The following is a 24,588-nucleotide window of genomic DNA, read 5'->3' as shown; positions in this document are numbered from 1 at the left end:
TTACTTGGATCAGTCGTATTAAACAATGGGGGATTATGGAAGTGCACGAGAGAAAGGTTGAGATGCATGCAAACAACACCTACCCCATTGACCGAGAGAATCAATGAACTGGACGTCATCAGGGGATTTGCGCTCTTCGGGATTTTTTTGGTGAATATGCCGGGATACATGCAGCCGGAGCTTTTTCTCAGCATGCAGCGCATTCCCGAACACGCAGGCGCCGTTGATTTGTGGCTGCGGATGATGCTGGACATGCTTGTTCAGACCAAGTTTTACACGATCTTCTCTTTTTTGTTCGGCGCAGGGTTCTACCTCTTCATGAGCCGCCTGGAGCAAAAAGGGGTGCCGGTTGGCAGCAAGTATTTCAGGCGGTTGACCGTGTTGTTTTTGTTTGGCATCGTACACTTGTTGTTCTGGTTCGGGGATATTTTGCACACGTATGCGTTGGCTGGCATCCTGCTCTATTTGTTCTACAAAAGGCGGGAGGTTGTCATCAAAAGATGGGCGATCGCGTTGCTCGCTCTTTTACAGATACCGATGGGACTGGCGCTGCTCATCCCCGATGACGGACACGCAACAGGCGCCCAAGAGGAGCATCTGGCCAGACAAGCGGTCGACGCCTATCAAAACGGGAGCTTGGGGGAGTGGCTCTCCTTTCGCTGGAACTATGAATTCCCGGTGCTCTTTCAAAATGAATGGCTGATGATTCTGACCGTATTGCCGCTCTTTTTATTTGGACTGTATGTCGCCAAAAAAGGGGTGTTTCACCAGCTCGGCCAATACGAATCGGCAATCAGACGATACTGGGTGATTTCGCTTTTGACCGGATTTCCGCTGGCAGTGCTGATTCCCTTGGTTCACTTTGGGATCGTCCCGATTCCGGGTTCGCTGGAAATGACTCGTCTTGTGCTGATTCAGTGGAGCGGATTGGCTCTGTGCGTTTTTTACCTCACATCGATTTTGCTGATGATGAGAAAAGAACAAGGCAGCGAAAGGCTTGCCTTCCTGGCACCTGTGGGGCGAATGGCGCTGACCAATTACATCGCCCAAACTGTGCTTTGCATAAGTACCGTCAAGCTTTTTCACTTATACGGTTCAACCCCGCTCTGGGTTGGCTTCATGCTGTGTCTGCTGATTTTCCCGATTCAGGTGGCGTGGAGCAAATGGTGGCTATCGCGTTATCGTTACGGACCGCTGGAATGGGTATGGCGAAGCCTGACTTACGGGTCTGTTCAGCAGTTAAAAAAGTGAGAAGACAAGGACTTTGGAGGAAATGTATGAGACCAGATACTTTGATGGCGATCATTGCCGTCTCCATTCTAACGACCGGCTATTGGGCCTTGTGCAAATGGTTGCAATCGCGCTAGCGTAAACATTCCTATTGCCTCTTGCCAAGCTGACAGGTAAGATGGTGAGTGTTGTTTTCCATGTCTATGGCGGAAAGGTATGACGTTTAAAAAATGGCCCGAAAAGAACGAATCGTCGAATTGGATTATGTCCGATCATTTGCTTTTTTGGCTGTCGTGTATCAGCATGTCATCGGCGTATACATTCGCAAGCCGGGAGTTGGGGAAGAGACGGCGTTTCTTTTTGGGATGTTGTTTCATCTGTTGAAATTTGCGGTTCCTGCATTCGTATTCGTCACGGGACTCGTGCTGTTTTACAACTATTACGACCGCTTGCAGTATCCGCGGTTTATACAAAAGAGGTTTACGGAGATCGTGGTGCCTTACGCGGTCTGGTCGATCGTCTATATGGCGATGCATCACGACCTGACTGGATTCAATCCGGAGACGCTGTGGCTGGTGCTGAAAAAATGGATGACAGGAACCGCTTCCTATCATCTGTGGTTTGTCGTGATGATTTTCCAGTTTTATCTCTTATACCCGATCCTGCTAAAGCTGTTCAAGTGGACAAGACATGCTGTACGGGGAAGAGCGGGCAGGACGTTTGCCGTTGGAGCTGCTGCTCTTGCCTACGCCGCTCTGATGTGGTTCTCCGTCCGCTATATCCCGGCTCATTCGTTTCGGTTTGATCTGGCCTGGCTCGATGCTTACTTGATCAAATACCGCGATCGCAACTTCCTGTATTACTCTTTTTATTTTTTCATGGGCGGTCTGGCTGCACTGGCATTGCCGCAGTTTCGCGTCTTTTTGCAGAAAAGGTGGCTGTGGCTGTTCGCCGCTTTCGGTGTCACCTACGCCTATATCGGGTATGAGCTGGTCAAACATTCGGCCGGCCCGATTGTCAATTTGAATGTGGCAACCTCGCTGAAGCCTTCGATGTTTCTCTATACCGTAGCCCAGCTCCTCGTCGTCTACCTCGTAGCCGTGTGGGTGGGCAAGTCGGGTTCGCAATGGAAAAAATGGCTGACGATGCTTGGGCATTATTCATATGGCGCTTATCTCATCCACGCGCTCGTCCTGACGTATGTGATGAAATTGCTCAATCACTGGGAGTGGACGGCAAGCGGGATCGGGGGCAGTCTGATCGCGTTTGTTCTCTGTTCTGCGTTTTCCTTCGGGTTGTCTTACGGCTTGGCTAAATTGCCTTTTGGCGCTTTGCTCGTGGGAGCTGCCGAGAAGAAGAAAAACAGCTCGGCTCCATCGACACCGAAGGAGTATAAACAAGCGATATGAAGGCTTTCAATTGCAACAAACACGGCTTCCCTTGATTATCAAAGGGGAGCTTTTTTTGTGCGGAAATGTTCCGAATTTTCGTAATTAAAGCAGGAGTTAAACGGGCAAAAATGGTATATGTTATGTCAAGATAGATAAAGGGGTGGAGCGTACAGGATGATCGCTTCCTATGTGCAGTTGGCATTATCGATGGCATTTGTCGGCATTAATATTTCGGTGGGAAAAGCCATCGTCGAGCACGTACCTGTTTTCTTGTTTTTGGAATTTCGCTTTATCCTTGCCGTGATTATTCTCCTTCCTTTGCTGTCCATGCGTGGAGAGTGGAAAAGCTCGTGGCGGAAAGAAGAGGGGAAGACGCTGTTCTGGCAGTCTTTCTTTGGGGTGTTTTTATTTAGCATTTGCATGCTTTACGGGGTGCAGTGGACTACAGCCACTTCGGCAGGCATCATTACGAGCACCGTACCGGCTTGCATCGCTTTGTTTTCTTTTCTGCTCCTCAAGGAAAAAATACGCTCACATCAACTGGTCTCCATTTTATTTTCGGTTGTGGGCATCGGCTTCATTACCTTTACGGGCGGAGCGGCAAGCGTGGGCTGGGGCGCCATGTTTGGAAATCTCCTCGTATTTTTGGCCGTCATCTCGGAGGCCCTCTTTACGATCTTTGCCAAAAGGCTGTCGGAGAGTGTGACCCCCTTTCAGATGACGGCGGCGATCAATGTGATCAGTCTGATTTTGTTCCTCCCATTTGCGATTGCCGATCTGATCAAGACGGATTTGACTGCTGTACCGTTCCAGATCTGGCTGCTGATGATCTACTATGCCGTCACCGCAAGCGTCCTTTCTTTCGTCCTCTGGTACAGAGGCGTAGCGAAGGTGGCTGCTTCTACAGCCGGCTTGTTCACCGGCTTTATGCCGGTCAGCGCTGCGCTCGTGTCCGTTCTCTTTTTGGGTGAACAGTTCACGTGGGCTCACGGAATGGGCATGCTGTTTGTACTCGGGGCAGTTGTGGCTGGCACCAGAAGCGTCGAGGATCAGAAAGTGAGGGTGGAAAGGTAGCGCCAGCGGCCTGGAGATGGAGTTGTGAAGGTCGAGTCGAGGCGCAGAGAAGGCAACCAGCAAGGCTCACCAGAGCTTTCGAAAGATTCCAAACAAAATCGTCCAGAACCCACTGCAAATAATTTTTTACGGAAAGTCTGCGATTTCGCATCGCAGGCTTTTTTGGGGGCGATGTTTCACCGGCCTTGACAAAATAAGGCTCCACAAATATAATTAGCTAGGTAATTAATTTGTAAAATACGTTATAAATAGAGAACATTTTTGCTAACAGGAGAGGAGCATATACTGTTGAAAAGAGAGAAAACAGCAAAGGGGAAACTTCCGTTGTTTGCGGCCAAGCTGGTTCTGTTTTTACTCGGTTTGGTCGTTTTGTCGATGGGCGCCGTCAGTATGATGAAAGCGGCATTAGGCGCATCTTCTTGGGATGTCCTGCATATCGGCCTGTCGGGTTTGACCGGCTTGTCAGTCGGTTTATGGGTACAGATCGTTGGTATTCTGATGGTCGGAATCGCATGTATTCTGGATCGGCGTTTGCCGCAGATCGGGAGCGTCGCCAACATTTTGTTGATCGGCTTTTTTGTCAACATCTTCCTTGCGAGCAGTATCATTCCGGTTGTGACAGCGCAGTGGGCGCGGTTTGTCGAATTGGTTGTCGGGATTGTTCTGATGGGTATCGGGTCGGGGATGTATGTCGCGTCCCGCTTGGGAGCCGGTCCGCGGGATGGAATCACGCTGTCGCTCGTCCGTATCACCGGCCGATCTGTCCGCCTGGTCCGTACCTGCTTGGAAGGGACGGCGCTCTTTTTGGGCTGGATCGCGGGTGGACCGATATCGTTCGGCACATTCTTGTCAGTATTTCTGGTCGGACCTGTGATGCAGGCATCTCTTCGCTTTTGGACAGTCCAAGTCCGACGTTGGGAGCGCAGGCTGTTGCCTGCTGTCGACATGGATCAGCTTGAGCAGCCCGCGCAAATGGCTGAAAGGGTATCGTAACAGGAGAGTCGACGTGATTTGGCAAGAACTCTCGATTTATTTCGCAGTTGGAGGATGGCAGAAGAGCTTGATTTCTGTTCGAACCTGCATATCTGGAGCGACACGAAAAAAAGCGTCTTGGATGAGCATCCAAAACGCTTTTTTCTGTTTCCATTACCCTTGCAAATCGAGAACTCCTTGGTAAATCAGGGAGAACAGTTCGTCGATGTCTTCTTCTTCAATACAAGAGAAGGCAATGCGCAAGTCGGTCTTGCCCAAAGCGATCGTACCGACACCATATTTCTCAAGCAAATGGGTACGCAATGTTTCCGCATCTACATTCTTGAGCTTGAGACACATAAAGTATCCCGAGTTGAAAGGATAGTACGTCCACACGTCATCAAATTTGCCGCTGTCAAGCAACTGCTTGACCCGGTTGGCGCGACGTTTCATGATCTCGAACTTTTCTTGCTTTTCTTGGTTGAAAGTCGGTGAATTCAATGCGTGCAGGATAAAGGTTTGGGACGGGTGCGGTCCGCTGGAAATCGTCGCGCGGATCATTCCGAGCGTTTTCTGCTCCAGGGCAGCCAGCAGGGCATCGCTTTTTCCGCCGTAGGTGATAAAGCCTACACGGAAACCCCAGACGTATTCTTCCTTGGTCGCGCCGTCCACCTTGATCGGCAGAATTCGCGGATGCAGGTCGCAGAGCGCGCCGAACAGAGACTCCTGCAAGGAATCTTCAAAGAACAGACTGAAGTAGGCGTCATCGGTTACTGCGACGATGTTGATTCCCGCCTCGGCACCAGCCTTCAGCGCTTTGAGAATTTCTTCGGCTTCCTTTTGCCCAGGCGTATATCCGGTCGGGTTGTTCGGGAAGTTGAGGACGACGATCGCTTTGCCCTTCTCTTTTTGTGCCAGGATCGCATCCTTGAGACCTTCCGCGTTGAAAGTCATTTCATCGTTATAAAGCGGATAATAGACCATTTCCGCCCCGCGGCGAATGGAGAATGTCAATTCGTAGTTCTCCCAGTTTTTGTCGGGGATAATGACGCTGTCTCCCGGTCCTGCGTACAAGTCCGCCACGACACTCAGACCGTGCGTCAATGCATTCGTCACGATCGGATTGCTGAAGGTTTTATTTTCCAGAGAAGGATGCTCCTCCAGCATTTTTTTCCTCCAGGCGGCGCGCAGCTCCGGTTTGCCGGCAGGGGGAGCGTACTCGTAAAGGTCTTTTGGTGCATAAGCGGACAACGTGTCCTGGATCGATTTCAAATGCATCGGCTGGCCGTTTTCCAATGCAATCCCGATCGTGGCGTTGTACTTTTTGGCCTTTGATTTCGCTTCGGCAGATTGACTGAGGATGCCTTCCTTCGGGAAGTAAATCAGTCGGCCCAATTCAGAGAGCATGTCGAAAAAGTGCGGATTTTCACGTTGAATTGTCTCGTTGAGCTGAGATGCAAGTGGATGCATGGTTTCCTCCCTCTTCGTTTCCATCAACTTCATGTTTACCATTTAAGATAGCGTATATAAGCGTATTTGTCGATGAAAAAACAGGCGTTCAGCAAAGCGTTTGACGAAAGGGGACCGCTTTGTTACGTTGGATACAAATTGACTCGTTGTCGGGGAGGAGAAGCGAGATGGCTGAACGGATGATCGTGCAGCTGGGGGATCCGATTCTAAGGGAACGATCCAGGCCGGTGAGCCCGATTACGCAAAATGTGTGCAACATTCTGGATGACATGGCGGACACCATCTACGCGACCGAGGGAAGAGCAGGTCTTTCTGCGATTCAGATCGGGATACCCAAGCAGCTGGTCGTCATGGATTGCGGAACCGGCCTGATCGAACTGATCAATCCGGTAATCGTGGACAGCCGGGGTGAGCAAAAAGGAACCGAAGCCTGCCTGTCCATTCCCGGTGTCGTTGGCATAGTCACGCGGGCCCAATATGTAAAAGTAAAGACGCTAACGCGTGCGGGAGAAGAGGTCGTACTGGAGGCAGAAGGATTTTTGGCTCGGTGCGTGCAGCATGAAATCGACCATTTGCATGGCATCCTCTATATCGACTATGTAAATGAGCTGTACGATGGCCGGAAAGGCAAAAAGCTGAAGCCGGCAGACGCCAATCCCATCCTCGCTCATCGGCGTCGTTTGCCGCGTTAATTTGGCCGCAGACAGCGAATCTAGTACGGTACACAGCAAGGAGGAACTCGCAATGAAACGATACGACGTGGTCATCTCTGGATTTGGCTCGGTAGGCAGACAAGTCGCAAGATTGCTTCACGAGCGCAAGGAAAGATACCGGATGGTCTACGATGCCGATGTCAGGCTTGTCGGCGTCATGCGTTCGACCGCTGGCTGCTACGCGGATGAAGGACTGGCACTCGAACAAGTCCAGGCGTTTTCCGCAGAGAAAAGTATGGGAGATAAAAAGAAAACGGGAGCCGACTTCCTGGCAGCATGTCCATTTGACATCCTGATCGAAGCGGGTCCTTCTGATATTGTCACTGGCGGCATGGCCCTCTCCTACATGAGAACCGCCCTGTCCCGCGGCAAGCATGTCATCGCGATCTCCAAAGGGGCGCTGATAGCAGATTACCAGGGGCTCCATGAGGCGGCCAGACGACATGGGGCCATGCTCAAAGTAAGCGGAGCAACGGCTGCAGCTTTGCCGACGGTTGATTTGCTCCAGTACAATTTGGCCGGTTGTGAAGTGGCGCTGATCGAAGGAATATTTACCGGAACAGCCAATTTTGTGCTGAGTGCAATGATGGAAGAAGGCATCTCCATGGAGGAGGCGATTATCCGCGCCCAGCAGATGGGGATTGCCGAGCCTGATCCGCGCTTTGATCTCGAAGGCTGGGACACGGCCTGCAAGCTGACAATTATGGCCAATGCAGCTTTTCATGCAGGCATTCGCCTGTCGGATGTGGCACGGAAGGGCATCCAAGGCATCACACCGGAGCTAGTGCAGAAGTGGAAAGCAGACGGTCTTGTCCCCAAGCTGGTAGGCAGTCTGCGCAAAGTCGACGACACTCTCCAGGCCGCTGTGGACGTGCAGCTATTGTCCGAGACTCACCCGTTCGCCCAAGTCCGCGGGACGACCAAAGCGATTCGTCTGGAAACGGACACAATGGGGGAGCTGTTGGTGGTGGGAGGAAAATCCGACCCGGTGGCAGCCGCAGCTGCAGCCCTGAAAGACCTGGAGCACATCCTTCAGGCAAACCGGGCAAAAGGCTGAACGAATCCCTGAAGAACGAATAGCTTCACATCCCGGGTGCGTATACTAGGCACAGGTCGCACTCAGTGAGGAGGCTTCCCATGGACCAACAACAAAACAATGACAAAGATGTCAGTGTAGAGTTGCAGCAGGTGGGGGCATACCCGACCAAACAGACAATGCATGAAAAAGAGGTACCTTTGCTAGAGGAGCAGAAGTGTGACTGCTGTTCCACAGAGAGCTAAGAGCGTCGAAGCGAAGAGAACGCTTTGACGAGTACCTCTTGAATGTGAAAAGCCGGAGTGGTACCGTTCCGGCTTTTTGCTATTTCCCGCCCCGAAAGGGCTCACGCAAACGGAGACAGCTCATACGGCCCCTTGATCGCAAGCCTCATCAATTGCAGCGCCATGAAGCGGGGAGAATAGCTCATGCCGCCCTCCAGCCACCACATGATGACTCCTAAAAAGGCAGAGGCGGTATAGCGGACAATAATCTCTCGCTGTGCCGTGAGCTTGGTGTCATCGGGCTGGAATTCGTCCAGGCCTTGGGAGATGTAATCGGTGATGACTTCGATCAGGCGAGCAGCGAGTGGTGCCTGGTGATGGGACAGCATTACCTTGTAAAAGGTCGCATGGCGTGCAATCTGTTCAAACAGGCAGACGAACACGGGGTGCGGTTGATCTACGTGCAAGTCTGCTTTTTTCGCATGTTTGGTCGTTTCGCGCAGACTGTCCACCAGCTCCGAGAGGACTTCTTCTGTGCTTTGCCACATCAAATCCTGTTTGTCTCGATAGTGGAGGTAAAAGGTGGCCCTATTCAAAGTGGCACGCTCGGTAATGTCCTGTACGGTGATGGCCTCATACCCTTTTTCCTGTATGAGCGAGGTAAACGCGTCCTGAAGGAGCTGGCGTGTCCTCCTGACCCGCGGATCAATCTTCTTCGGTTTCATCGACATTCTTCCCATCCTTGTTGAACTTTTTCTATGTGATCCACACAACGTTGATCTTCTGTTGATTTATCGTCACTTCGGCGTTTTGTGTTGTTTGCCCATATAAGAAGGGCATTGATATAATTATTTACGACACAGTGTCGATAAAACAACTAGTTGTTTAAAATTTTTTTGAATTTCTTTTTCAGAAATGAAAAAGCGGGAGGATACGACTATGGGTCGTCTAACAGGAAAAGTCGCCATCATTACAGGTGCGGCAAGCGGTATGGGGGCACAAACAGCTCGTCTGTTTGCCCAGGAAGGCGCGAAAGTAATCGCGACGGACATGTCCGAAGACAAGCTGCAAGAAGTGGTGAATGAAATCAAGGCGGACGGCGGGGAAGCCATCGGGGTCAAACACAACGTCGTTTCCGAGGACGAATGGAAAAACGTCATCGCACAAGGTCTGGAGGCATTTGGCAACATTCACGTCCTGGTAAACAATGCGGGTATCAGTACAGATGCTACGATTGAGCAATTTACGATGGAAAACTGGAACAAGGTGATGGATGTAAACCTGACCGGCTGCGTGCTGGGAATGACGCTGGTTTACCCTGAGATGAAAAAGGCTGGAAGCGGTTCCATCATCAACATTTCGTCTACCGCAGGACTAGTTGCTCTGAACTTTACGAATGGTTACACCGCTTCCAAAGGGGCGTTGAGAGCTCTTACGAAAGCAGCAGCTGTCGAATGCGCGAAGGATTCCGTCCGCGTGAACTCCATTCACCCGGGCATTATCGAAACACCAATGACGCAAATGATCACGGCTCCAGAGGTTCGGGGCATTTTTCAGGCGCAAACGCCGCTGCCTCGTCTCGGCAAACCCGAGGATATCGCTTATGGTGCACTTTATCTCGCTTCGGACGAGTCTTCGTTTGTGAGCGGCCTTGAAATGGTCATCGACGGCGGCTGGTGCGCTCGTTAATGAGCCTCTGATCCGGGTGTCGCCATTTTCTCCTTTGATCACAAAAGCCTAGATCGATACCATGCCCACCAGCTTCAGGTGGGCTTTTTTTGCAAGCAGGGAAAAAACCGAAAAAACCGAGTCACTCTGTTGAGCAACTCGGTTCTTCTCTGCAGCCATCAAGGTTATCCGGTAAATTCTTGTACCCAGTAACCATTTTGGTAGCCTACGCCGATTTTCGTGAAATTCGGGTTCATGATGTTTTTGCGGTGACCGTCACTGTTCATCCATTGCTGCATCACTTCTTCAGCGCTGCGCTGACCCATGGCGATGTTTTCGCCGGCAGTCATGTACGATACGCCAAAGCGCTTCATCATGTCAAATGGAGAACCGTAGGTAGGGCTGTTGTGATCAAAGTAGTTGTTTTGATCCATGTCAGCCGCTTTTGCCAATGCTACCTTTTCCAATGCAGCATCGTAAGCAAGCGGAGCCAGACCAGCTTTTGCACGCTCTTGGTTTACCAGATTTGCCACTTCGCGAGCAAACTGGGAGGAAGCGTTGACAGTGTTGCTTGCCGGAGCTTTAGCCGGTTGTTGAACTGGCTTTTGTACCGGCTGCTGAACCGGTTTTTGTACCGGCTGTTGCATCGGAAGCTCTACCCATTGCATAGAGTTGGATGGAAATGCCCAGTTCCATTGGTTCCATTGGTTCGATGGTTGGGATTGTTGCGAAGGTTGGGAATTCATGAAATATGGGAGCCATTGCCCTTGATTAACAACATTTTTTACCGGGCATGTGGCAGCAAATGCTGAAGTGGACATCGAAGTAACAGCCAATCCCAAAGCAATAGCGATGATAGACTTGCCGAATGGTTTCATGTTCTCATCGTCTCCTTTTCTTCGCCTACGAGGTTAGTTGTCGGGTTCGGGCTGAGGATACAACCCTTCACAAGCGTGATTCACCCCAATGCAGAGTGGCTAACTCTACAAAAAGAAGTCCCCCGCACTTCCACTTCTTTGGAAGTTTCGGCTTGTTTGTTTGGCTTAACTAGGATAACAAATAGACTTGAGAGAATGGAACCTGTAAATAATGGCAGACCTTGTTGACGCTTGTTCAGAAAAGGAAATACCGCCGTGTATTTGTGGCATGATTTCCATGACAGGCGGCTGGAGGATTCAGCGGACGGGTGCATGTTGTTGATTTTTTTCTAAAAAATTTGTCGATATCAAAAAAATTGTATCATTTTATTCCGGGATCGTGATAGAATGAGAATATCGAGTGTTGATTAGAATTTTCAGAAAAGCGTGGTGGTACTTTTGTCATTTGTGGAAAAGAGACTTGAAGAGCTGGGGGTAAGTCTGCCCCCGAACCAACCGCCTTTGGCAACCTACGTATCCTGCGTGCGTTCGGGCTGCCTGGTTTTTACCTCAGGAGCCGGCTGCTTTGTCGATGGGAAACCGCTCTATACGGGCAGGCTGGGCAGGGAGCTTACTGTAGAACAAGGATATGAGGCGGCACAGATTACTGTCCTCAACCTGCTCAGCATGATCAAAGCGGAGATTGGCAATCTTGATAAGATTGAGCGGATTGTGAAAGTACTCGGACTGGTGAGCAGCGCAGACGATTTTTACGACCAGCCCCAGGTTATGAACGGGGCTTCCGATCTGCTGGTGAACGTTTTTGGCGACAGGGGGAAGCATGCCCGCTCTGCCTTGGGCACATCCGTTCTGCCCATGAATCTGCCTGTGGAGATTGAAATGGTCGTAGAAATCAGGGAAGAGGAGAGATAAACGCATGTTCGTTACATTGGAGCAAATCAGGCAAGCCAGGGCCAATCTCGCGGGTGTCATCTTGCCGACACCTATGCAGTATTCGCGCACTTTCAGCGAATGGTCAGGCAATACCATCTACGTAAAATGCGAGAATCTGCAAAAGACAGGGGCGTTCAAAATCCGCGGCGCGTACAACAAGATCGTGAGCCTGACAGACGAGGAAAAAAGACGGGGTGTCGTGGCCTTTTCTGCAGGCAATCACGGCGCAGGCACTGCCTACGCTGCCCAGATCCAAGGGATTGCAGCTACAGTGGTCATGCCGACCAATCCTGTACCGAGCAAGCAAAATGCGATCCTTCATTACGGCGCCAAAGTAGTAGATGGAGGGAGCACCTCCATTACCATGTATGAAAAAGCGCTGGAGCTTCACCAAAGCGAAGGTCTTGTACTGATCCATCCGTTTGAAGACATGCATATTATCGCAGGGCAAGGCACGATCGGCCTGGAGATTTTGGAAGAGCTTCCCGACGTTGACGTGGTCATCGTTCCGGTCAGCGGGGGAGGGTTGATATCGGGCGTGGCGGCTGCTTTGAAGGAGACAAAGCCGGCCGTGCGCGTGATCGGCGTGAATAGCGAGGGGGCCATGGCGATGTATGAATCGCTTCGGCACGGCTGCCCGTTTGAAGTGGAAAAGGTGGATACGATCGCGGATGGATTGATGGCCAAAAAGCCGGGAAAGATCACGTATGCACACACGACAAGATACGTCGACGAGATGGTATTGGTCTCCGAGGAAGAGATTGCAAGGACGGTGGTGAGCCTTGCGGAACGGGCCAAGATGGTAGTAGAGCCGTCCGGTGCGGCCGCTTTGGCAGCAATGATTCACCATCGGACTGCACTCAAGGGAAAAAAGGTAGTCGTGCTGGCTTCAGGCGGCAATGTAAACATGAAGCTGCTCGCTGAGCTGGTCGAAAAGTACACGCAACAAATCCCAGTATAAACAGGGTGGTGCTGACGTGAGGCGAAAAATATACAATGTAAGAATAATCGACGTTGTACATTTGCGGCAGATTGAAAGAGGAACGGTTGTCTTTGACGAATCCGGAATATTGCATGTCTCTGAGGCAGGCAATGCGGAAGTGGCAGACTGGGAGTTCGACGGAACGGGAATGACGCTTTTGCCCGGCTTGATCGACTGCCATGTGCATTTGGGCATGGACGCTTCACCTGATCCCTTCAGGCAAATCAGACTGGATTCCGCAGCGGACACGGCGTTTCGGGCTCATCAGCAAGGAAAACAGTTTCTCGAGGCTGGCATCACGACAGTACGGAATGTGGGTACACGATACAATGTAGATATTTCCTATCGAAATGCGGTTGAGCGAGGCTTTGTCGAGGGGCCGCGCGTCTACGCATCCGGCCAGCCCATCGTCATGACTGGCGGGCACTGCCATCCAATGGCGATTGAGGCTGATGGGGTTGACGAGGTGAGAAAGGCCGCCCGAAGCCAACTGAAAGCGGGAGCAGATCTCTTGAAGCTGATGGCCACGGGCGGTGTCCTAACAAAAGGAACAGAGCCGGGCTCCACGCAGCTTTCAGAGGCAGAGCTGCGCTGCGCTTGCGAGGAAGCTTCTCATGCCGGAAAAACAACTGCAGCTCATGCGATTGGTTTGGAAGGAATCAAAAACGCCATTCGTGCAGGCGTTACGACGGTCGAACACGGAACGGTACTCGATGACGAGGCCGTCCAATTGATGATCGAAAACGGAACGTTTCTGGTTCCGACCCTGATTGCTGCGACGCTGATCCTGCGCCAGCCGTCTGAGAGCGGAGTGCCTGAGGAGTTTGTCCGCAAGGCAGAGCCGTTTGTCCAGATCCATCGGGAAAGCTTCCGCAAAGCGCTTCGGCACGGAGTGAAGATTGCTGCAGGCACAGACGCCGGTACCCCTTTTAACATCCCAGGGTATTTGGCGGATGAATTGCAGCTCATGCACGAGGAAGGAATGCCAGCGATTGAGACGATTCGGGCCGCGACGCTGCAGGCAGCTGCATGCATGAAGCTGGAGGACAGAACGGGTTCCATTGAGGCAGGAAAATGGGCAGACCTGCTGCTTGTGGAGGGAAATCCGGTGGAAAACCTGCTTTCTCTCAAGCGAGTAAGGCAGGTGTATAAAGGGGGTAAGCTTTGCGTACACCACCGGTAAACAAGCAGGCCTCGTTGACGATTTGCCCAGGAGACGCAGCCGCATTCTCCCACATAAACACGCTAGGAAATGAGGTTTCACACATGAGTTCATTGCATCCCATTTTGGCCAGTTATATTCCTGTAGTTGAGGGCCTGGCTCGAACGATTGGCGACCACTGTGAAGTCGCCCTGCACGACATGACCAACCCCGAGGCTTCGATCATTGCCATTCACAACAGCCATGTAAGCGGCAGAAGCCCGGGAAGCCCGGTGACCAATCTCGGTCTGAAGCTGCTCCGTCAGGGCGAGCAAGGGCATGACTTCATTCTCAACTACAAGCACGAAGGGATTAAAGACAAAATCATCAAATCCAGCACGATTTTTATCAGGGACGAGCATCAAGCCATTATCGGTTGTATCTGTATCAATCTGGACGTGACCAGCCTTGTGATGGCCGAGTCTATTCTCAAAGGAATGGCTTCTTTTCAGCAGGAGCCAAGTGAAGAAAAAACGGAAGAACGCTTTGCTCCCACTATCTCCGAGTTGATGGACCAAATCATTGAGGAATGCATCCGCAAAATCGGCAAACCCGTCCCCTTTATGCAGAAGGAGGAGAAAATTGCCTTTATCGGTCTGCTCGATGAAATGGGGCTGTTTTTGATCAAAGGCGCTGTGCAGCACGTAGCCGACCTGCTGGATGTTTCCAAGTACACGATCTACAACTACGTGGAGAAAACGGGTAAGCAGCCTTCGTAAATTGAAAGGGAAGGGCGGGGAATATGATGGCGGCACCTGTTACGCAACAGACGAATGCAAGTAAAAAAGGATTCTTTTTGAAATTCCTTGACCGTGTGGAAGTGCTTGGCAATAAATTGCCGGATGTAGTCACACTGTTTCTCGTCATAATCGCCGCCATTTTGATCCTTTCCGCTATCGCTGCCGCACTCGGATGGTCGACGGTGAATCCCACCAATCATGAGCGGATCGCCGCAGTCAACCTGCTTAGCAAAGAGGGGATCGTCCGCATTCTGACCGAGATGGTCAACAACTTCACCTCATTCCCGCCGCTCGGCTTGGTTCTGTCGGTCATGCTTGGCGTCGGATTGGCAGAATCAACCGGCTTGATCGGCGCAGCGATGAGAAGGACTGTACTGGCCTCCCCGCGTTCGTTGATTTTGCCGATTATCGTCCTTGTCAGCATGTTGGGACACGCCGCCGGAGACGCGGCCTTCATCGTTATGCCACCGATCGCTGCGATGATTTTCACCATGCTCGGCCGGCATCCGATCGCAGGGCTTGCTGCCGCATACGCTGCTGTAGCCGGCGGCTTCAGTGCCAATCTGGTTGTTTCCGTATTGGATGTGACGTTGGCAAGCTTTACGCAGACAGGGGCTCAAATGATCGATGCGAGCTATATGTCCAGCCCTGCGATGAACTTCTATTTTATGGTGGCTTCCACTTTGATGCTCGTTCCTTTGACCGTATGGATCACTGTCAGGATTGTGGAGCCAAGGCTGGGAAGCTATACACCACAAGCTCAACAAAATGCTGTGGAAGCACAGGTGACACCGGAGGAAAAACGAGGATTGCGCTGGGCCGGTATTGCTTTGTTCGTCTGCGTGGTCATCCTGTCAGCCGTCACCATACCGAGCGGTTCGCTGCTTCGCGACCCTGATACCGACTCGCTGATTGTCTCTCCATTTATGAAGTCGCTCGTTCCCATTTTGCTCTTTTTGTTCGGGATTCCCGCTGTCGCCTACGGTATTGGAGCCGGTGTGATTCGCTCGGACAGAGATGTGGCCGAACATTTGGGAAAGACGATGTCCGGAATGGGCTATTACATCGTTCTGGCATTTGTCGCCTCGCAAATGATCGCGTATTTCAACTGGAGCAATCTCGGTCCGATTATTGCGATCGAGGGAGCTGCTTTTCTGCAAAACATCGGCTTGACAGGCCTTCCGCTGCTGATCCTGTTTATTCTGTTCGTCGCTCTTATCAATCTCCTCATTGCAAGCGCGACAGCGAAATGGGCAATTCTCGCGCCGGTCTTTGTCCCCATGTTTCTGCTGCTGGGGTACAGTCCCGCTTTCACCCAGGCTGCCTACCGCATCGGTGATTCGATCACCAATCCGATCACACCTATGCTGCCGTATTTTGCGATCTTGCTTACTTTTGCCAACAAATATCAGAAAAATCTGCAAATGGGAACCTTGATCTCAATCCTTCTGCCGTATTCGTTATTCTTCGGGATTTTTTGGCTGCTCCTGTTTGCGCTATGGTACCTGTTAGGCATGCCGCTTGGTCCGGGCCACTTTATCAAGGGATAAGAGTTTGGGAGGAAAGGTCCTCTCTGAGCAAGATGCCTCCGAACCAAACAGATTGGCAGCCGCCGTCAAGAAAAACAACCAGCGAGACAGTCTAGTCCGCTGGTTGCTTTGGTTCGTTTCCGCCATTCTCGTGATATTGTTTCCAGGCAGTCAGCCCGCCTTCGAGCGAGGTGGCATCGTAGCCTTTTTCGCGCAAGAGCTCAGCCGCTTTTCGCGCCTTGTTTCCGCTCGTACAGATCGTGATGATCTGTCTATCCGTTGGCAGTTCTTTCATTCTTTCCTGAATGTCTTCGTCCGGTTCGACCATCTTCAGATACGGGAGGTTCTCCGTCGGCACGCCGTAATCGTTCAAGCTTTCTGCACGATATTTGTCTTCATCACGCACATCGAGCAAGTATAGCCTCTCTTTGTTTGCAAGGCGGACAAGCAAGTCGCGGACCAGGATTTTTTGTTCCATGTATCAATCTCCTGTTCTTTGTTTGAAGTCTTTTGGCAAATCCTTCAGGCCATTCCATTTTACCATGCGGACGGCTTTATTTGTGACTTAACCCATAATGGGGGTGCATGAACATATCGTGTCTATTAGGTTGGAAGCAAAAATTCGTTTGTTTACAGTGGAAAGGGTTTAGATAGAACATGACTATATAGCTCACTGGCACAGAAGCGGAATGATCCAAAAGAAATCATGAATGTTTCGGGAATGATCTGCCGTAGGTATGAAAGGGAAACGGAAAAACAGGGGAATCCTGAAGTTGCTGCTGACGTGCCTCCATCCTACAATCGCCAAAGGCATTGAAGACTGTTTTCCAGACAGGAGGAAACAAGCGTGAGCTATGTAGAGCTTGCCAAGCAAGTGGCGAAAGAAGCGGGTACGATGATCAAAAACAGGCGCGAATCCCGATTTACGATAGAAGAAAAAGGCAATGCCTTCGATGTGGTCACAGAGCTTGACAAAGCATCAGAAAGCCTCATTCGCAAACGGATTTTGGAAGCGTACCCTGACCATGCATTTTTAGGGGAAGAAGAGTCCTTTGCAAACCACCATTCTTTTGTAAAATCGCTAGCAAAGGCAGACGAGACTCCTTTTCTTTGGATCGTCGACCCGATTGACGGAACCAGCAACTATGTGCAAAGAATTCCGGGCTTCACCGTTTCCATCGCCCTGACCAGCAAAGGAGAAGTGATTGTCGGCGTCGTTTACGACCCGAGCCAGGATGAATTGTTCTGGGCGGAAAAAGGAAAGGGAGCGTTTGTCAACGGGAAAGAGCTGAAGGTCGCCGGCACCGAGGATGTAGCCAGAAGCGTGATTGCGACGGGCTTTCCCTCAACACCGCTGATGCGTGAAGCGGTGTTGAAGGGGATAGGAGAGCTGGGACCGCGCTGCCAAACAATGAGGGTGCTGGGGTCCGCCGCTCTCCATCTCGCTTATGTCGCAGCGGGGCGCTTGACCGCTTTCTGGGAATATGGATTGAATGCTTGGGATGTGGCGGCAGGAACACTGCTGATCACGGAGGCAGGGGGACAGGTAACCGACATGGCAGGAAATTCCTACAAGGTCAGCACGCCTCATGTTGTAGGAAGCAATGGCCAGATTCACCGAGAGCTGTTGACGCATTTGCATCCGATAAGGTTGGATGTGTAGCAGAACAGATTGATCAAAGAGATGAGACCAGAGTTTGTTTCAAAGGAGAGCCGGAATCCTTGCGATTTGCTTTTTCATTCCAATTCAGTTACTATGAAGAGACTTGAATGAGCCTCTTTTGAATTTCTGATTCACACTGGCGCGGTCTACGGAGCCGCAAGGATGGAAGAGAGGTAGGGCTTTCGTCGTTTTGGATGTTTGAACAATAGACGAAACCTTTTTGGACCAAATATAGTAATGAAGGCTGTAATTCACCTTTTGGATAATTATTTCTTCATTGCTTTGTGTGCGTGTGATTTTCATGTACATGAAGGAGCTTGGATTGGCATATACTACTGTTGGAGGTTGGTTACAACAATGCAAACGATTGGAACAGTAAAATGGTTTAATGCAGAAAAAGGTTTCGGGTTTATTCAAGTAGAAGGCGGGGAAGACGTTTTCGTACATTACAGTGCGATCCAGGGAGAGGGCTTCAAATCCCTGGATGAAGGCCAGCGTGTCCAGTTCACTATTACCCAAGGGAATCGCGGACCTCAAGCTGAAAATGTAGTGAAAATATAAAAGCCCCACCCAAAAAAGCAACTGTCTTTGAGGCAGTTGCTTTTTTGCGTCTTTTTTCGTTCTTTGGTTCCTCTGCATCTAGGGCAAGAACTGTAGCTGTTTAGTCGGATGTGATGACGATGGTGAGAGGAATCTGAAAATAATTCCGAAAAAACGGAACAATTGGATACACGTTATGGTAAAATTCTCTTCCACAATGTTTGAAGAGGGGGTACTGGCACTGAGATGAACGATATTCTGCAAGCCTTTCGGGAGAACATTCCCGCACTCGCTCATGCGAGTGACATCCGCCGAATTGCCGAAGGGTTTTCACCTGATCAAAAATACGTGGTCAGCTATGACGACGGAACCAAATTGCTGTTGAGAACGGCCGACTTGAAGCAGTACGAGCGAAAATACGCGGAATACGGGATCATGGAAGCGATCCAAATGTACGGAGCGAAAAGCCCCCAGCCTATAGACATCGGCAGGCTTGAGCAATCAGAGTTGTGCTACTACTTGCTCAGCTATATCGACGGAGAAGATGCAAGAGGTGCCATTCCCGATTGCCCACCGGAGAAGCAATACCGGATCGGCTGGGACGCCGGGCAGGACCTTGCCAAATTGCATCAGCATCCCGCCCCCCATTCGATTTCCTCTTGGTATGAACGAGCGACGAGAAAGCACCATAACTATGTGAAGGCGTATAAGACCTGTGGAGTGAAAATGGAAAACGACGCCCGGATAATCCGCTTTATTGATGAACACCAGAAGCTCCTGAAAGCCCGGCCCAACAAGTTTCAACACGACGATTTTCATGTTGGCAACATGATTGTCCATGAAAAGCGGTATGCCGGAGTAATTGACTTCAACCGTTTCGATTGGGGCGATCCGATTCACGATTTCTATAAATTGGCACTCTTTAGCAAGGAATGCAGCATTCCCTTTTCGGTCGGACAAATAGAGGGGTATTTTTATGAAAGGGGAATACCGGCTGACTTTTGGACACTGTATGCAGTCTATGCCGCCATGTCAATCTTTTCCGCGATAGTCTGGACGGTCCGTGTAACCCCCGAAAAAGTAGACGAAATGGTCGAACGACTGCATAGCCTGTGCGAGGATCATCGCTATTTCGAGACCTGCAAGCCTGATTGGTTTAAGGAATAATCTCGTCTTGGCTGGATTTGGTTTGGGGTTCGGCATTGAAAAAATGTTTAGGTCCATGTTTCAACTCTCCCAAAAAGAGGTAAAGCTTACTATAGGATAAAAAGGACGTATAAGTTTCACGGTTTATGCCGAAAATTTACCTTGTCTATGTTATAGTAAAATGGGGGAAAGGAAAGAACGCCTTTTCCTTACAAGAGGATTGATCATGTGGAGACTAACGTACAAAGAGACCTGAGCAGTTATATCGGACGGGTTCTACGCGATCACTTTGGAAAAGGCCCCGAATCTGTCTTTGTCACCTTGGGACATACCTTTATTACCTGCTATTTGCGGAATTTCCTCTCGCCAATGGAGCGCGTCCTGCTCGAACAGGACCAGATCGTCACCATTCTGCAGACGAGAGATTTGCTTATGAAAAATTTGCTTCCGGAGATCACGGCGTACTTGAAAATAGCCACGGGCGTGGAGATTCGGGAAGTTTATTACGATTGGGGCTTACATAACAGGTCGGGTATCATTGTCGCGCTTACTTCGGAGCCGCTGCCGCACGCAGGCGAAATTGCGGAAGCGTTTACGGGTAAGGAGCAGTTGCATGAGGAAATCGAAAAGATAAGCATTCAAGTGGAAAAAATCCCGGAAGAGATGTTCTCATACAAACTGAATACGAGGACCATCCTCGTAGTCCGCAACGGTATTTTGGTGGCCATTGAAAAAGAGTTCATCCGGCTCGGCTTTTCGGAATCGCTGCGGATCGCCAAAAGGCAATTGGAAAAAGGTATGCTTCACAATGATCTCCATTTTGAGTCGATACTTGGGACCAAGGTTGTCGATTTATTTGTAGACTGGGATTTCGGAAGAGATAAAAGTGTCATCGTATTTATCGTCAATCCAACCTCATAATTCGGTGGAAATGAACTAGACATGACAAATGAGCTAGACATGAGCCGGAATGGCAGCTGCCCAGGCTGACTGTTCCGGCTCTTTTTTTAATTGAAAACTACCCTTTTAAAAGGAATGAAACGATGGAAAGCGTAGTTCAGCAAACAGAGATCAGCAGCTATATTGGGAAAATCCTTCGGGACAACTTTGGGAAGGGACCGGAATCCATTTTTGTATCGATCGGACATACTTTTATTACCGTCTATATCAAAAACTTCTTGTCTCCTATCGAACAGGTGTTGTTGGAACAAGGCCAGGAAACCACAGTTAACAGTATCAGAGACTCACTCATGCAAAAGCTGTTGCCGGAAATCAAAACGTACATAAATAAAATAACAGAAAGAGAGATTACCGAGTTTTATTACGACTGGAATTTCCATCGAAAGTCGGGGCTTTTTTTGGGGATTGCTTCCACGCCTTTTTCATACAATCCTTCCTTTTCAGAGCTTTATGAAGGAAAGGAAGCTTTGCATCGCGAGATATACCTGCACCATGAGCAAGTGCAGAGAAAACCGGAGAACCTCGTTTCCTACCAATTGCATGCGAGATTGATTCTGCTTATACAGCAGGGTGTATTTGTCCAGATCGAAAAAGAATTGATCCGGCTTGGACACGAAGGCATTGTCCTTTTGGCGAAGAAAAATGTGGAGAAGCAGTTTCTAGGCAAAAACAGCCATATTGAAAGTGTTCTGAACAGAAGGGTCATCGAATTGTTCGTTGCATCCAATGCAAGGATGGACAAGAGTATTATCGTGTTTATGCTGAGTGCTCCGTAAAGCGAAAGAGAGGAAGATGCAGCGGCTGGCCATCATGAAAACTCCGGGCAAATCAGAGGAAGGTTCTCGCAAATTGCTTGTCACAATCGAGATTTGGAAGGAGCGATATTCGTTGAAGTTTGGTGCTGATGTGGAGAACAAATCACTGTTTTTACAGACATTTACATATTCTTCGATTGGAATGGCTTTGGTCTCCTTGGATGGGCAATGGATGAAAGTAAATCAATCCTTCTGCGACCTGATCGGCTATACAGAGGAAGAGCTCTTGTCCCGAACCTTCCAGGATATTACCCATCCCGACGATCTCGCGGCAGACCTTGATTACATGCAACAGCTGCTGGAAGGGAAGATCGAATCCTATCAGATGAGAAAGCGCTACGTTTTGAAACAGGGTCGCGTGGTTTGGGTGCTGCTGAACGTCTCCATGGTCCGGGACGACTGCGGGCGCCCGCTCTATTTTCTCACACAAGTGCAGGATATTACCGCTTTGAAAAGATCGGAGGGTCTTTTGCTTGAAAACGAGCGAAAATTGACCGAGGAGCTTTTGCGAAATTCGGAAAAGCTGACGATAGCCGGCCAGCTAGCGGCGGGCATTGCACATGAAATCCGCAATCCATTGACATCGCTGAAAGGATTTTTACAGCTCATCAAAAAGGGACCAGACTATAAAACAGAGTATCTGGACATTATGGAAGCGGAGCTGGACCGGATCGAAGTCATTGTCAACGAGCTTTTGCTGCTGGCCAAGCCAACAGATCGAAAGTTTGAGGAGAAAGATGTTAAATCAATGCTGCAAAACGTCATTACATTATTGGAAACGCAGGCTCTTATCCATAATGTACAGATACTGACCGCGTTTACCCCCGGCGTCACCATTTACTGCGATGAAAATCAGATGAAGCAAGTGTTCATCAATCTGATGAAAAATGCGATTGAAGCAATGCCGGGCGGCGGGAAGCTCCTGATCCAGGTCAAGAAAAAACAGGAGCTTGCCGTTATCCGCTTTATCGACCAAGGGTGCGGGATTCCTAAAGAAAAGCTGAAGCAAATCGGTTCTCCGTTTTATTCCACCAAAGAGGACGGAAACGGACTCGGCCTGATGGTCAGCTATAACATTATCGAAAACCACCACGGGAAAATCCATATTGAAAGCGAGATCGGGGTAGGATCGACGTTCACCGTCAGTCTTCCTATCTATACGCCGTCGCGGCTCCATCCTGCGTTCCATTAAACTCGACTCTGTTTGCCTTTTCGGCGCTTCTTGAAACTCCCGCCCTTTTTTGCCTATAGCACAGAGCTATTTAACGTAGAGGCTGCCCTTCCCTAGAAATATCTACGGATAGGTCGGCCTCTTTCTTATGATGCCAATCATTGAAATGTATGGCTGAATCAAATCAACGAAAAGGACAGCAGTTCAACCTTCAAGTCGATCGGCATGGGATGGATTTAGACAACACCAATTTTCCAGTAACTCGCTGCAACTGTTCTGTAATGAGAAATCATCCTAGAAGGAATGTCTATCATGTAGCGGTTATTGATAATGTTTGTTACATAAAGCATAATATAGCAATAGTTGTTCGAGATGGAGAGAGATTTCAGAATTGTACGACAAACAATATACACCCTCAATTTCAAAGAGTGTTGAGTCAAATGGAAAAAGTACGAGCTTCTCGGCATTGACCAAGAAAGATGGCAAAGTGAACGCCCAAAACGATTTCTTCCGTTTACGGGGGCAAATTCGAATCCAATCTTTTGGCGGAAAAGGAGCTGGAAAACATGCAAGCATTGTTCCACTATAATTGGATGGTCAGAGATGAATGGCTGGAGCTGTTGAAGCAACTGCCCCGCGAAGAATTGCTGCGCAGCCGTGTGGGCGGAGCCGGCAGCATTCTGTACACGCTGTTTCACATCGTGGATGTGGAGTATAGCTGGATCATCTTCGGGATCCAAGGCAAACCGGACACTGAGCCGAATTTTGGCGACTACCAGTCACTTGATCGGGTGAAAGATTTTTCCGATTCATGCCGCAGTGAAATCGCATCCTTTCTGGAATCGTGGTCTGGTGAAAATGAACGAGAGAAAGTGACCGTTTCCTGGTCCGAAACAGCGTACACACAAGGAGAAATAGTAAGGCATGTGATCGCGCACGAGATCCACCATATGGGACAGCTGTCCATCTGGGCGAGAGAGCTTGGTCTGCAGCCGGTATCCGCCAATTTTATCGGCAGAGGATTATTGTAAAAGCACTCTGTTTTCCATAACCTTTTTTCCCATAACGAAAAGTGCTATACTTAATGTCGCAAGGGAAATATCCCCTTCGCCAGATTTGTTACGGGAGAGGTTACCAACATGATCATCCAATTCATTCGTTTACGGTAATGTAAGGTACAGATTATGTAATCTCAGTCAAAATGGCTGGGTTTATTTATCTGTGCCTTTTTCATTCACCGAAATACGAATGAATGGGGTGCTTTTTTGTGTCCAATAACAGCAAGAAGATCAAGTCTGCGGGTCTTATTTCAGCGAATAATGGCTTGTTTCGTTGTCCGCTTTGTTCAGGGGCCATGGAGCTGATTCTTGAGAAAAGCCTGCAATGTACGAATCATCATACCTTTGACCTTTCCAGACAGGGGTACGTGAATGTTCTGTCCCACGGCCTCAAAACGAAATACGATAAACAAATGTTCGAATCGAGAAGGAGTCTTTACAAGAGCGGAGTGTTTCAGCCGCTGGTCGATCAGATTGGCGGCAGGATCATCCGTGAGCACGAGTCGACACGCGAGCCGCTGAGGATATTGGATGCAGGATGTGGAGAAGGCTCGCATTTATTTGCTATCCGAGAAAAGATCGTGCAAAGCTCGCCTCACGAGTTGTTGGCAGTGGGGGCTGATATTGCCAAGGAGGGGATCTATCTCGCCTCCAGAGACTATCCGGATATGATCTGGTGTGTCGCCGATATTGCCAATTGCCCATTTGCCAGCCAGCAATTTCATTTCATTCTGGCGATCTTGTCGCCTTCGAATTACGCAGAGTGCCAACGTATGCTCAAAGACGATGGAATGGTGATCAAGGTAATCCCGGAAAGCGGATATCTCCAGGAGCTGCGGGCAATTTTCTATGAGCAAAGCGACAAGCAGTTGTACGCAAACGACAATACGGTCGCGAGATTTACAGAAGCGTTTGAGCTTGTAGAAAGTGAGCGGCTGAAATATAGTTGGAAGCTTGAAAAAGCGCTGGTCGAACCGTTGATTCGGATGACACCGTTATCGTGGGGATGCACGGAAGAGGACTTGCAGAAGGCAAAAGATATGGATATTTCCGAGATCACGATTGATCTGCGGATATTGTATGGGAAGAAAAAATAGTTTTGATCCCGCGGACCGCGGATTGACGCCTGAAAAGGTTGGTTCATGCGACCCGTGTGCGGGAAGTGACCTTGTTGCCATTCGTATATCCAAACAT

The 24,588-nt window shown here is 49.8% G+C and carries 25 protein-coding genes and 1 riboswitch; of the genes, 21 read left to right on the top strand and 4 right to left on the bottom strand.

The annotated features are described in order from the left end of the window. Window positions 1-66: 66 nt before the first annotated feature. From NST37_RS13440 to NST37_RS13425, 4 genes are all read left to right on the top strand, one after another. Window positions 67-1,251 carry a DUF418 domain-containing protein gene (locus tag NST37_RS13440; RefSeq protein WP_122959040.1) on the top strand — a complete coding sequence of 395 codons (1,185 nt, stop codon included), beginning with the start codon at window positions 67-69 and terminating at the stop codon, window positions 1,249-1,251. Window positions 1,252-1,460: 209 nt separating this feature from the next. Then, window positions 1,461-2,639, top strand: a complete 1,179-nt coding sequence (locus tag NST37_RS13435; protein ID WP_003390467.1) for an acyltransferase — start codon at window positions 1,461-1,463, stop codon at window positions 2,637-2,639. A 156-nt stretch (window positions 2,640-2,795) separates the two neighbouring features. Further along, the gene (locus NST37_RS13430; RefSeq protein ID WP_311068431.1) at window positions 2,796-3,695 is read left to right on the top strand and encodes a DMT family transporter; all 900 of its coding nucleotides are present in this window, start codon (window positions 2,796-2,798) and stop codon (window positions 3,693-3,695) included. A gap of 288 nt (window positions 3,696-3,983) precedes the next feature. After that, entirely contained in the window at window positions 3,984-4,688 is a 705-nt protein-coding gene (locus tag NST37_RS13425; RefSeq protein ID WP_003390465.1) for a membrane protein, read from the top strand. Between the two features lie 153 nt (window positions 4,689-4,841). Here the strand turns inward: NST37_RS13425 and NST37_RS13420 are convergent, their stop codons facing one another. Continuing rightward, the gene (locus tag NST37_RS13420) at window positions 4,842-6,137 is read right to left on the bottom strand and encodes an aminotransferase class I/II-fold pyridoxal phosphate-dependent enzyme (protein ID WP_003390464.1); all 1,296 of its coding nucleotides are present in this window, start codon (window positions 6,135-6,137) and stop codon (window positions 4,842-4,844) included. Window positions 6,138-6,304: 167 nt separating this feature from the next. On the opposite strand from NST37_RS13420, the gene def reads away from it, so the two are divergent. The 3 genes from def to NST37_RS13405 all read left to right on the top strand — a co-directional run bounded on the left by def (window position 6,305) and on the right by NST37_RS13405 (window position 8,131). Beyond that, on the top strand, window positions 6,305-6,829 hold the full coding sequence (gene def, locus NST37_RS13415; protein ID WP_031933070.1) for a peptide deformylase: 525 nt from the start codon (window positions 6,305-6,307) through the stop codon (window positions 6,827-6,829). Window positions 6,830-6,881: 52 nt separating this feature from the next. After that, window positions 6,882-7,907 carry a homoserine dehydrogenase gene (locus NST37_RS13410; RefSeq protein ID WP_339185507.1) on the top strand — a complete coding sequence of 342 codons (1,026 nt, stop codon included), beginning with the start codon at window positions 6,882-6,884 and terminating at the stop codon, window positions 7,905-7,907. A gap of 80 nt (window positions 7,908-7,987) precedes the next feature. Beyond that, entirely contained in the window at window positions 7,988-8,131 is a 144-nt protein-coding gene (locus tag NST37_RS13405; protein ID WP_170208386.1) for a hypothetical protein, read from the top strand. Window positions 8,132-8,232: 101 nt separating this feature from the next. On the opposite strand, the gene NST37_RS13400 is transcribed toward NST37_RS13405, so the two are convergent. After that, complete coding sequence (locus NST37_RS13400; protein ID WP_003390461.1) at window positions 8,233-8,835, bottom strand: TetR/AcrR family transcriptional regulator; 603 nt, start codon at window positions 8,833-8,835, stop codon at window positions 8,233-8,235. A gap of 214 nt (window positions 8,836-9,049) precedes the next feature. Between NST37_RS13400 and NST37_RS13395 the strand changes: the two genes are divergently transcribed. Next, complete coding sequence (locus NST37_RS13395) at window positions 9,050-9,799, top strand: glucose 1-dehydrogenase (RefSeq protein ID WP_339185506.1); 750 nt, start codon at window positions 9,050-9,052, stop codon at window positions 9,797-9,799. Window positions 9,800-9,963: 164 nt separating this feature from the next. Here the strand turns inward: NST37_RS13395 and NST37_RS13390 are convergent, their stop codons facing one another. Next, complete coding sequence (locus tag NST37_RS13390) at window positions 9,964-10,656, bottom strand: CAP domain-containing protein (protein ID WP_003390458.1); 693 nt, start codon at window positions 10,654-10,656, stop codon at window positions 9,964-9,966. 7 nt (window positions 10,657-10,663) lie between these two features. Beyond that, window positions 10,664-10,819: riboswitch (cyclic di-AMP (ydaO/yuaA leader) on the bottom strand. Between the two features lie 275 nt (window positions 10,820-11,094). On the opposite strand from NST37_RS13390, the gene NST37_RS13385 reads away from it, so the two are divergent. The 5 genes from NST37_RS13385 to NST37_RS13365 all read left to right on the top strand — a co-directional run bounded on the left by NST37_RS13385 (window position 11,095) and on the right by NST37_RS13365 (window position 16,062). Beyond that, window positions 11,095-11,568, top strand: a complete 474-nt coding sequence (locus NST37_RS13385) for a RidA family protein (protein WP_122959046.1) — start codon at window positions 11,095-11,097, stop codon at window positions 11,566-11,568. Window positions 11,569-11,572: 4 nt separating this feature from the next. Beyond that, window positions 11,573-12,550: a threonine ammonia-lyase gene (ilvA, locus tag NST37_RS13380; protein WP_243014187.1), complete on the top strand. Its 978-nt coding sequence runs from the start codon at window positions 11,573-11,575 to the stop codon at window positions 12,548-12,550. 16 nt (window positions 12,551-12,566) lie between these two features. Further along, complete coding sequence (locus NST37_RS13375; RefSeq protein WP_122959047.1) at window positions 12,567-13,754, top strand: amidohydrolase family protein; 1,188 nt, start codon at window positions 12,567-12,569, stop codon at window positions 13,752-13,754. 83 nt (window positions 13,755-13,837) lie between these two features. Continuing rightward, window positions 13,838-14,491 (top strand): PAS domain-containing protein, encoded by a 654-nt coding sequence (locus NST37_RS13370; protein WP_003390453.1) that lies wholly within the window; start codon window positions 13,838-13,840, stop codon window positions 14,489-14,491. A 26-nt stretch (window positions 14,492-14,517) separates the two neighbouring features. Further along, on the top strand, window positions 14,518-16,062 hold the full coding sequence (locus NST37_RS13365) for an AbgT family transporter (RefSeq protein ID WP_122959052.1): 1,545 nt from the start codon (window positions 14,518-14,520) through the stop codon (window positions 16,060-16,062). A 91-nt stretch (window positions 16,063-16,153) separates the two neighbouring features. Here NST37_RS13365 and NST37_RS13360 read toward each other — a convergent pair whose 3' ends face one another. Further along, window positions 16,154-16,519 carry a rhodanese-like domain-containing protein gene (locus tag NST37_RS13360; RefSeq protein WP_003390451.1) on the bottom strand — a complete coding sequence of 122 codons (366 nt, stop codon included), beginning with the start codon at window positions 16,517-16,519 and terminating at the stop codon, window positions 16,154-16,156. A gap of 369 nt (window positions 16,520-16,888) precedes the next feature. Between NST37_RS13360 and NST37_RS13355 the strand changes: the two genes are divergently transcribed. The 8 genes from NST37_RS13355 to NST37_RS13320 all read left to right on the top strand — a co-directional run bounded on the left by NST37_RS13355 (window position 16,889) and on the right by NST37_RS13320 (window position 24,491). Next, window positions 16,889-17,704 (top strand): inositol monophosphatase family protein, encoded by an 816-nt coding sequence (locus NST37_RS13355; protein WP_003390450.1) that lies wholly within the window; start codon window positions 16,889-16,891, stop codon window positions 17,702-17,704. A gap of 357 nt (window positions 17,705-18,061) precedes the next feature. Further along, entirely contained in the window at window positions 18,062-18,265 is a 204-nt protein-coding gene (locus NST37_RS13350; RefSeq protein ID WP_003390449.1) for a cold-shock protein, read from the top strand. A gap of 225 nt (window positions 18,266-18,490) precedes the next feature. Beyond that, window positions 18,491-19,411, top strand: a complete 921-nt coding sequence (locus NST37_RS13345) for an aminoglycoside phosphotransferase family protein (protein WP_003390448.1) — start codon at window positions 18,491-18,493, stop codon at window positions 19,409-19,411. A gap of 207 nt (window positions 19,412-19,618) precedes the next feature. After that, entirely contained in the window at window positions 19,619-20,311 is a 693-nt protein-coding gene (locus NST37_RS13340; protein ID WP_122959048.1) for a Na-translocating system protein MpsC family protein, read from the top strand. Between the two features lie 122 nt (window positions 20,312-20,433). Continuing rightward, window positions 20,434-21,126: a Na-translocating system protein MpsC family protein gene (locus NST37_RS13335; RefSeq protein WP_122959087.1), complete on the top strand. Its 693-nt coding sequence runs from the start codon at window positions 20,434-20,436 to the stop codon at window positions 21,124-21,126. Window positions 21,127-21,142: 16 nt separating this feature from the next. Continuing rightward, the gene (locus NST37_RS13330) at window positions 21,143-22,357 is read left to right on the top strand and encodes a PAS domain S-box protein (RefSeq protein ID WP_003390444.1); all 1,215 of its coding nucleotides are present in this window, start codon (window positions 21,143-21,145) and stop codon (window positions 22,355-22,357) included. Window positions 22,358-22,902: 545 nt separating this feature from the next. Then, entirely contained in the window at window positions 22,903-23,367 is a 465-nt protein-coding gene (locus NST37_RS13325; RefSeq protein ID WP_024983608.1) for a DinB family protein, read from the top strand. 221 nt (window positions 23,368-23,588) lie between these two features. Further along, on the top strand, window positions 23,589-24,491 hold the full coding sequence (locus NST37_RS13320) for a putative RNA methyltransferase (RefSeq protein WP_152562248.1): 903 nt from the start codon (window positions 23,589-23,591) through the stop codon (window positions 24,489-24,491). Window positions 24,492-24,588: the final 97 nt, after the last annotated feature.

This window comes from Brevibacillus sp. FSL K6-6036 (assembly GCF_037964015.1).
In the GTDB taxonomy this organism is placed as follows: Bacteria; Bacillota; Bacilli; order Brevibacillales; family Brevibacillaceae; genus Brevibacillus; species Brevibacillus borstelensis.
The sequence above is the reverse complement of the archived record's forward strand: the minus strand, read 5'-3'. Positions and strand labels throughout refer to the sequence as shown.

Bases quoted from the DNA above. Each gene is read 5' to 3' on its own strand.
- NST37_RS13440 (WP_122959040.1), top strand. From the start codon at position 67: ATGCAAACAACACCTACCCCATTGACCGAGAGAATCAATGAACTGGAC.
- NST37_RS13430 (WP_311068431.1), top strand. From the start codon at position 2,796: ATGATCGCTTCCTATGTGCAGTTGGCATTATCGATGGCATTTGTCGGC.
- def (WP_031933070.1), top strand. From the start codon at position 6,305: ATGGCTGAACGGATGATCGTGCAGCTGGGGGATCCGATTCTAAGGGAA.
- NST37_RS13335 (WP_122959087.1), top strand. From the start codon at position 20,434: ATGGAAAGCGTAGTTCAGCAAACAGAGATCAGCAGCTATATTGGGAAA.
- NST37_RS13405 (WP_170208386.1), top strand. From the start codon at position 7,988: ATGGACCAACAACAAAACAATGACAAAGATGTCAGTGTAGAGTTGCAG.
- ilvA (WP_243014187.1), top strand. From the start codon at position 11,573: ATGTTCGTTACATTGGAGCAAATCAGGCAAGCCAGGGCCAATCTCGCG.
- NST37_RS13395 (WP_339185506.1), top strand. From the start codon at position 9,050: ATGGGTCGTCTAACAGGAAAAGTCGCCATCATTACAGGTGCGGCAAGC.
- NST37_RS13400 (WP_003390461.1), bottom strand. From the start codon at position 8,835: ATGAAACCGAAGAAGATTGATCCGCGGGTCAGGAGGACACGCCAGCTC.
- NST37_RS13370 (WP_003390453.1), top strand. From the start codon at position 13,838: ATGAGTTCATTGCATCCCATTTTGGCCAGTTATATTCCTGTAGTTGAG.
- NST37_RS13420 (WP_003390464.1), bottom strand. From the start codon at position 6,137: ATGCATCCACTTGCATCTCAGCTCAACGAGACAATTCAACGTGAAAAT.
- NST37_RS13410 (WP_339185507.1), top strand. From the start codon at position 6,882: ATGAAACGATACGACGTGGTCATCTCTGGATTTGGCTCGGTAGGCAGA.
- NST37_RS13320 (WP_152562248.1), top strand. From the start codon at position 23,589: ATGGGGTGCTTTTTTGTGTCCAATAACAGCAAGAAGATCAAGTCTGCG.
- NST37_RS13360 (WP_003390451.1), bottom strand. From the start codon at position 16,519: ATGGAACAAAAAATCCTGGTCCGCGACTTGCTTGTCCGCCTTGCAAAC.
- NST37_RS13345 (WP_003390448.1), top strand. From the start codon at position 18,491: ATGAACGATATTCTGCAAGCCTTTCGGGAGAACATTCCCGCACTCGCT.
- NST37_RS13365 (WP_122959052.1), top strand. From the start codon at position 14,518: ATGGCGGCACCTGTTACGCAACAGACGAATGCAAGTAAAAAAGGATTC.
- NST37_RS13390 (WP_003390458.1), bottom strand. From the start codon at position 10,656: ATGAAACCATTCGGCAAGTCTATCATCGCTATTGCTTTGGGATTGGCT.
- NST37_RS13350 (WP_003390449.1), top strand. From the start codon at position 18,062: ATGCAAACGATTGGAACAGTAAAATGGTTTAATGCAGAAAAAGGTTTC.
- NST37_RS13435 (WP_003390467.1), top strand. From the start codon at position 1,461: ATGGCCCGAAAAGAACGAATCGTCGAATTGGATTATGTCCGATCATTT.
- NST37_RS13330 (WP_003390444.1), top strand. From the start codon at position 21,143: ATGCAGCGGCTGGCCATCATGAAAACTCCGGGCAAATCAGAGGAAGGT.
- NST37_RS13325 (WP_024983608.1), top strand. From the start codon at position 22,903: ATGCAAGCATTGTTCCACTATAATTGGATGGTCAGAGATGAATGGCTG.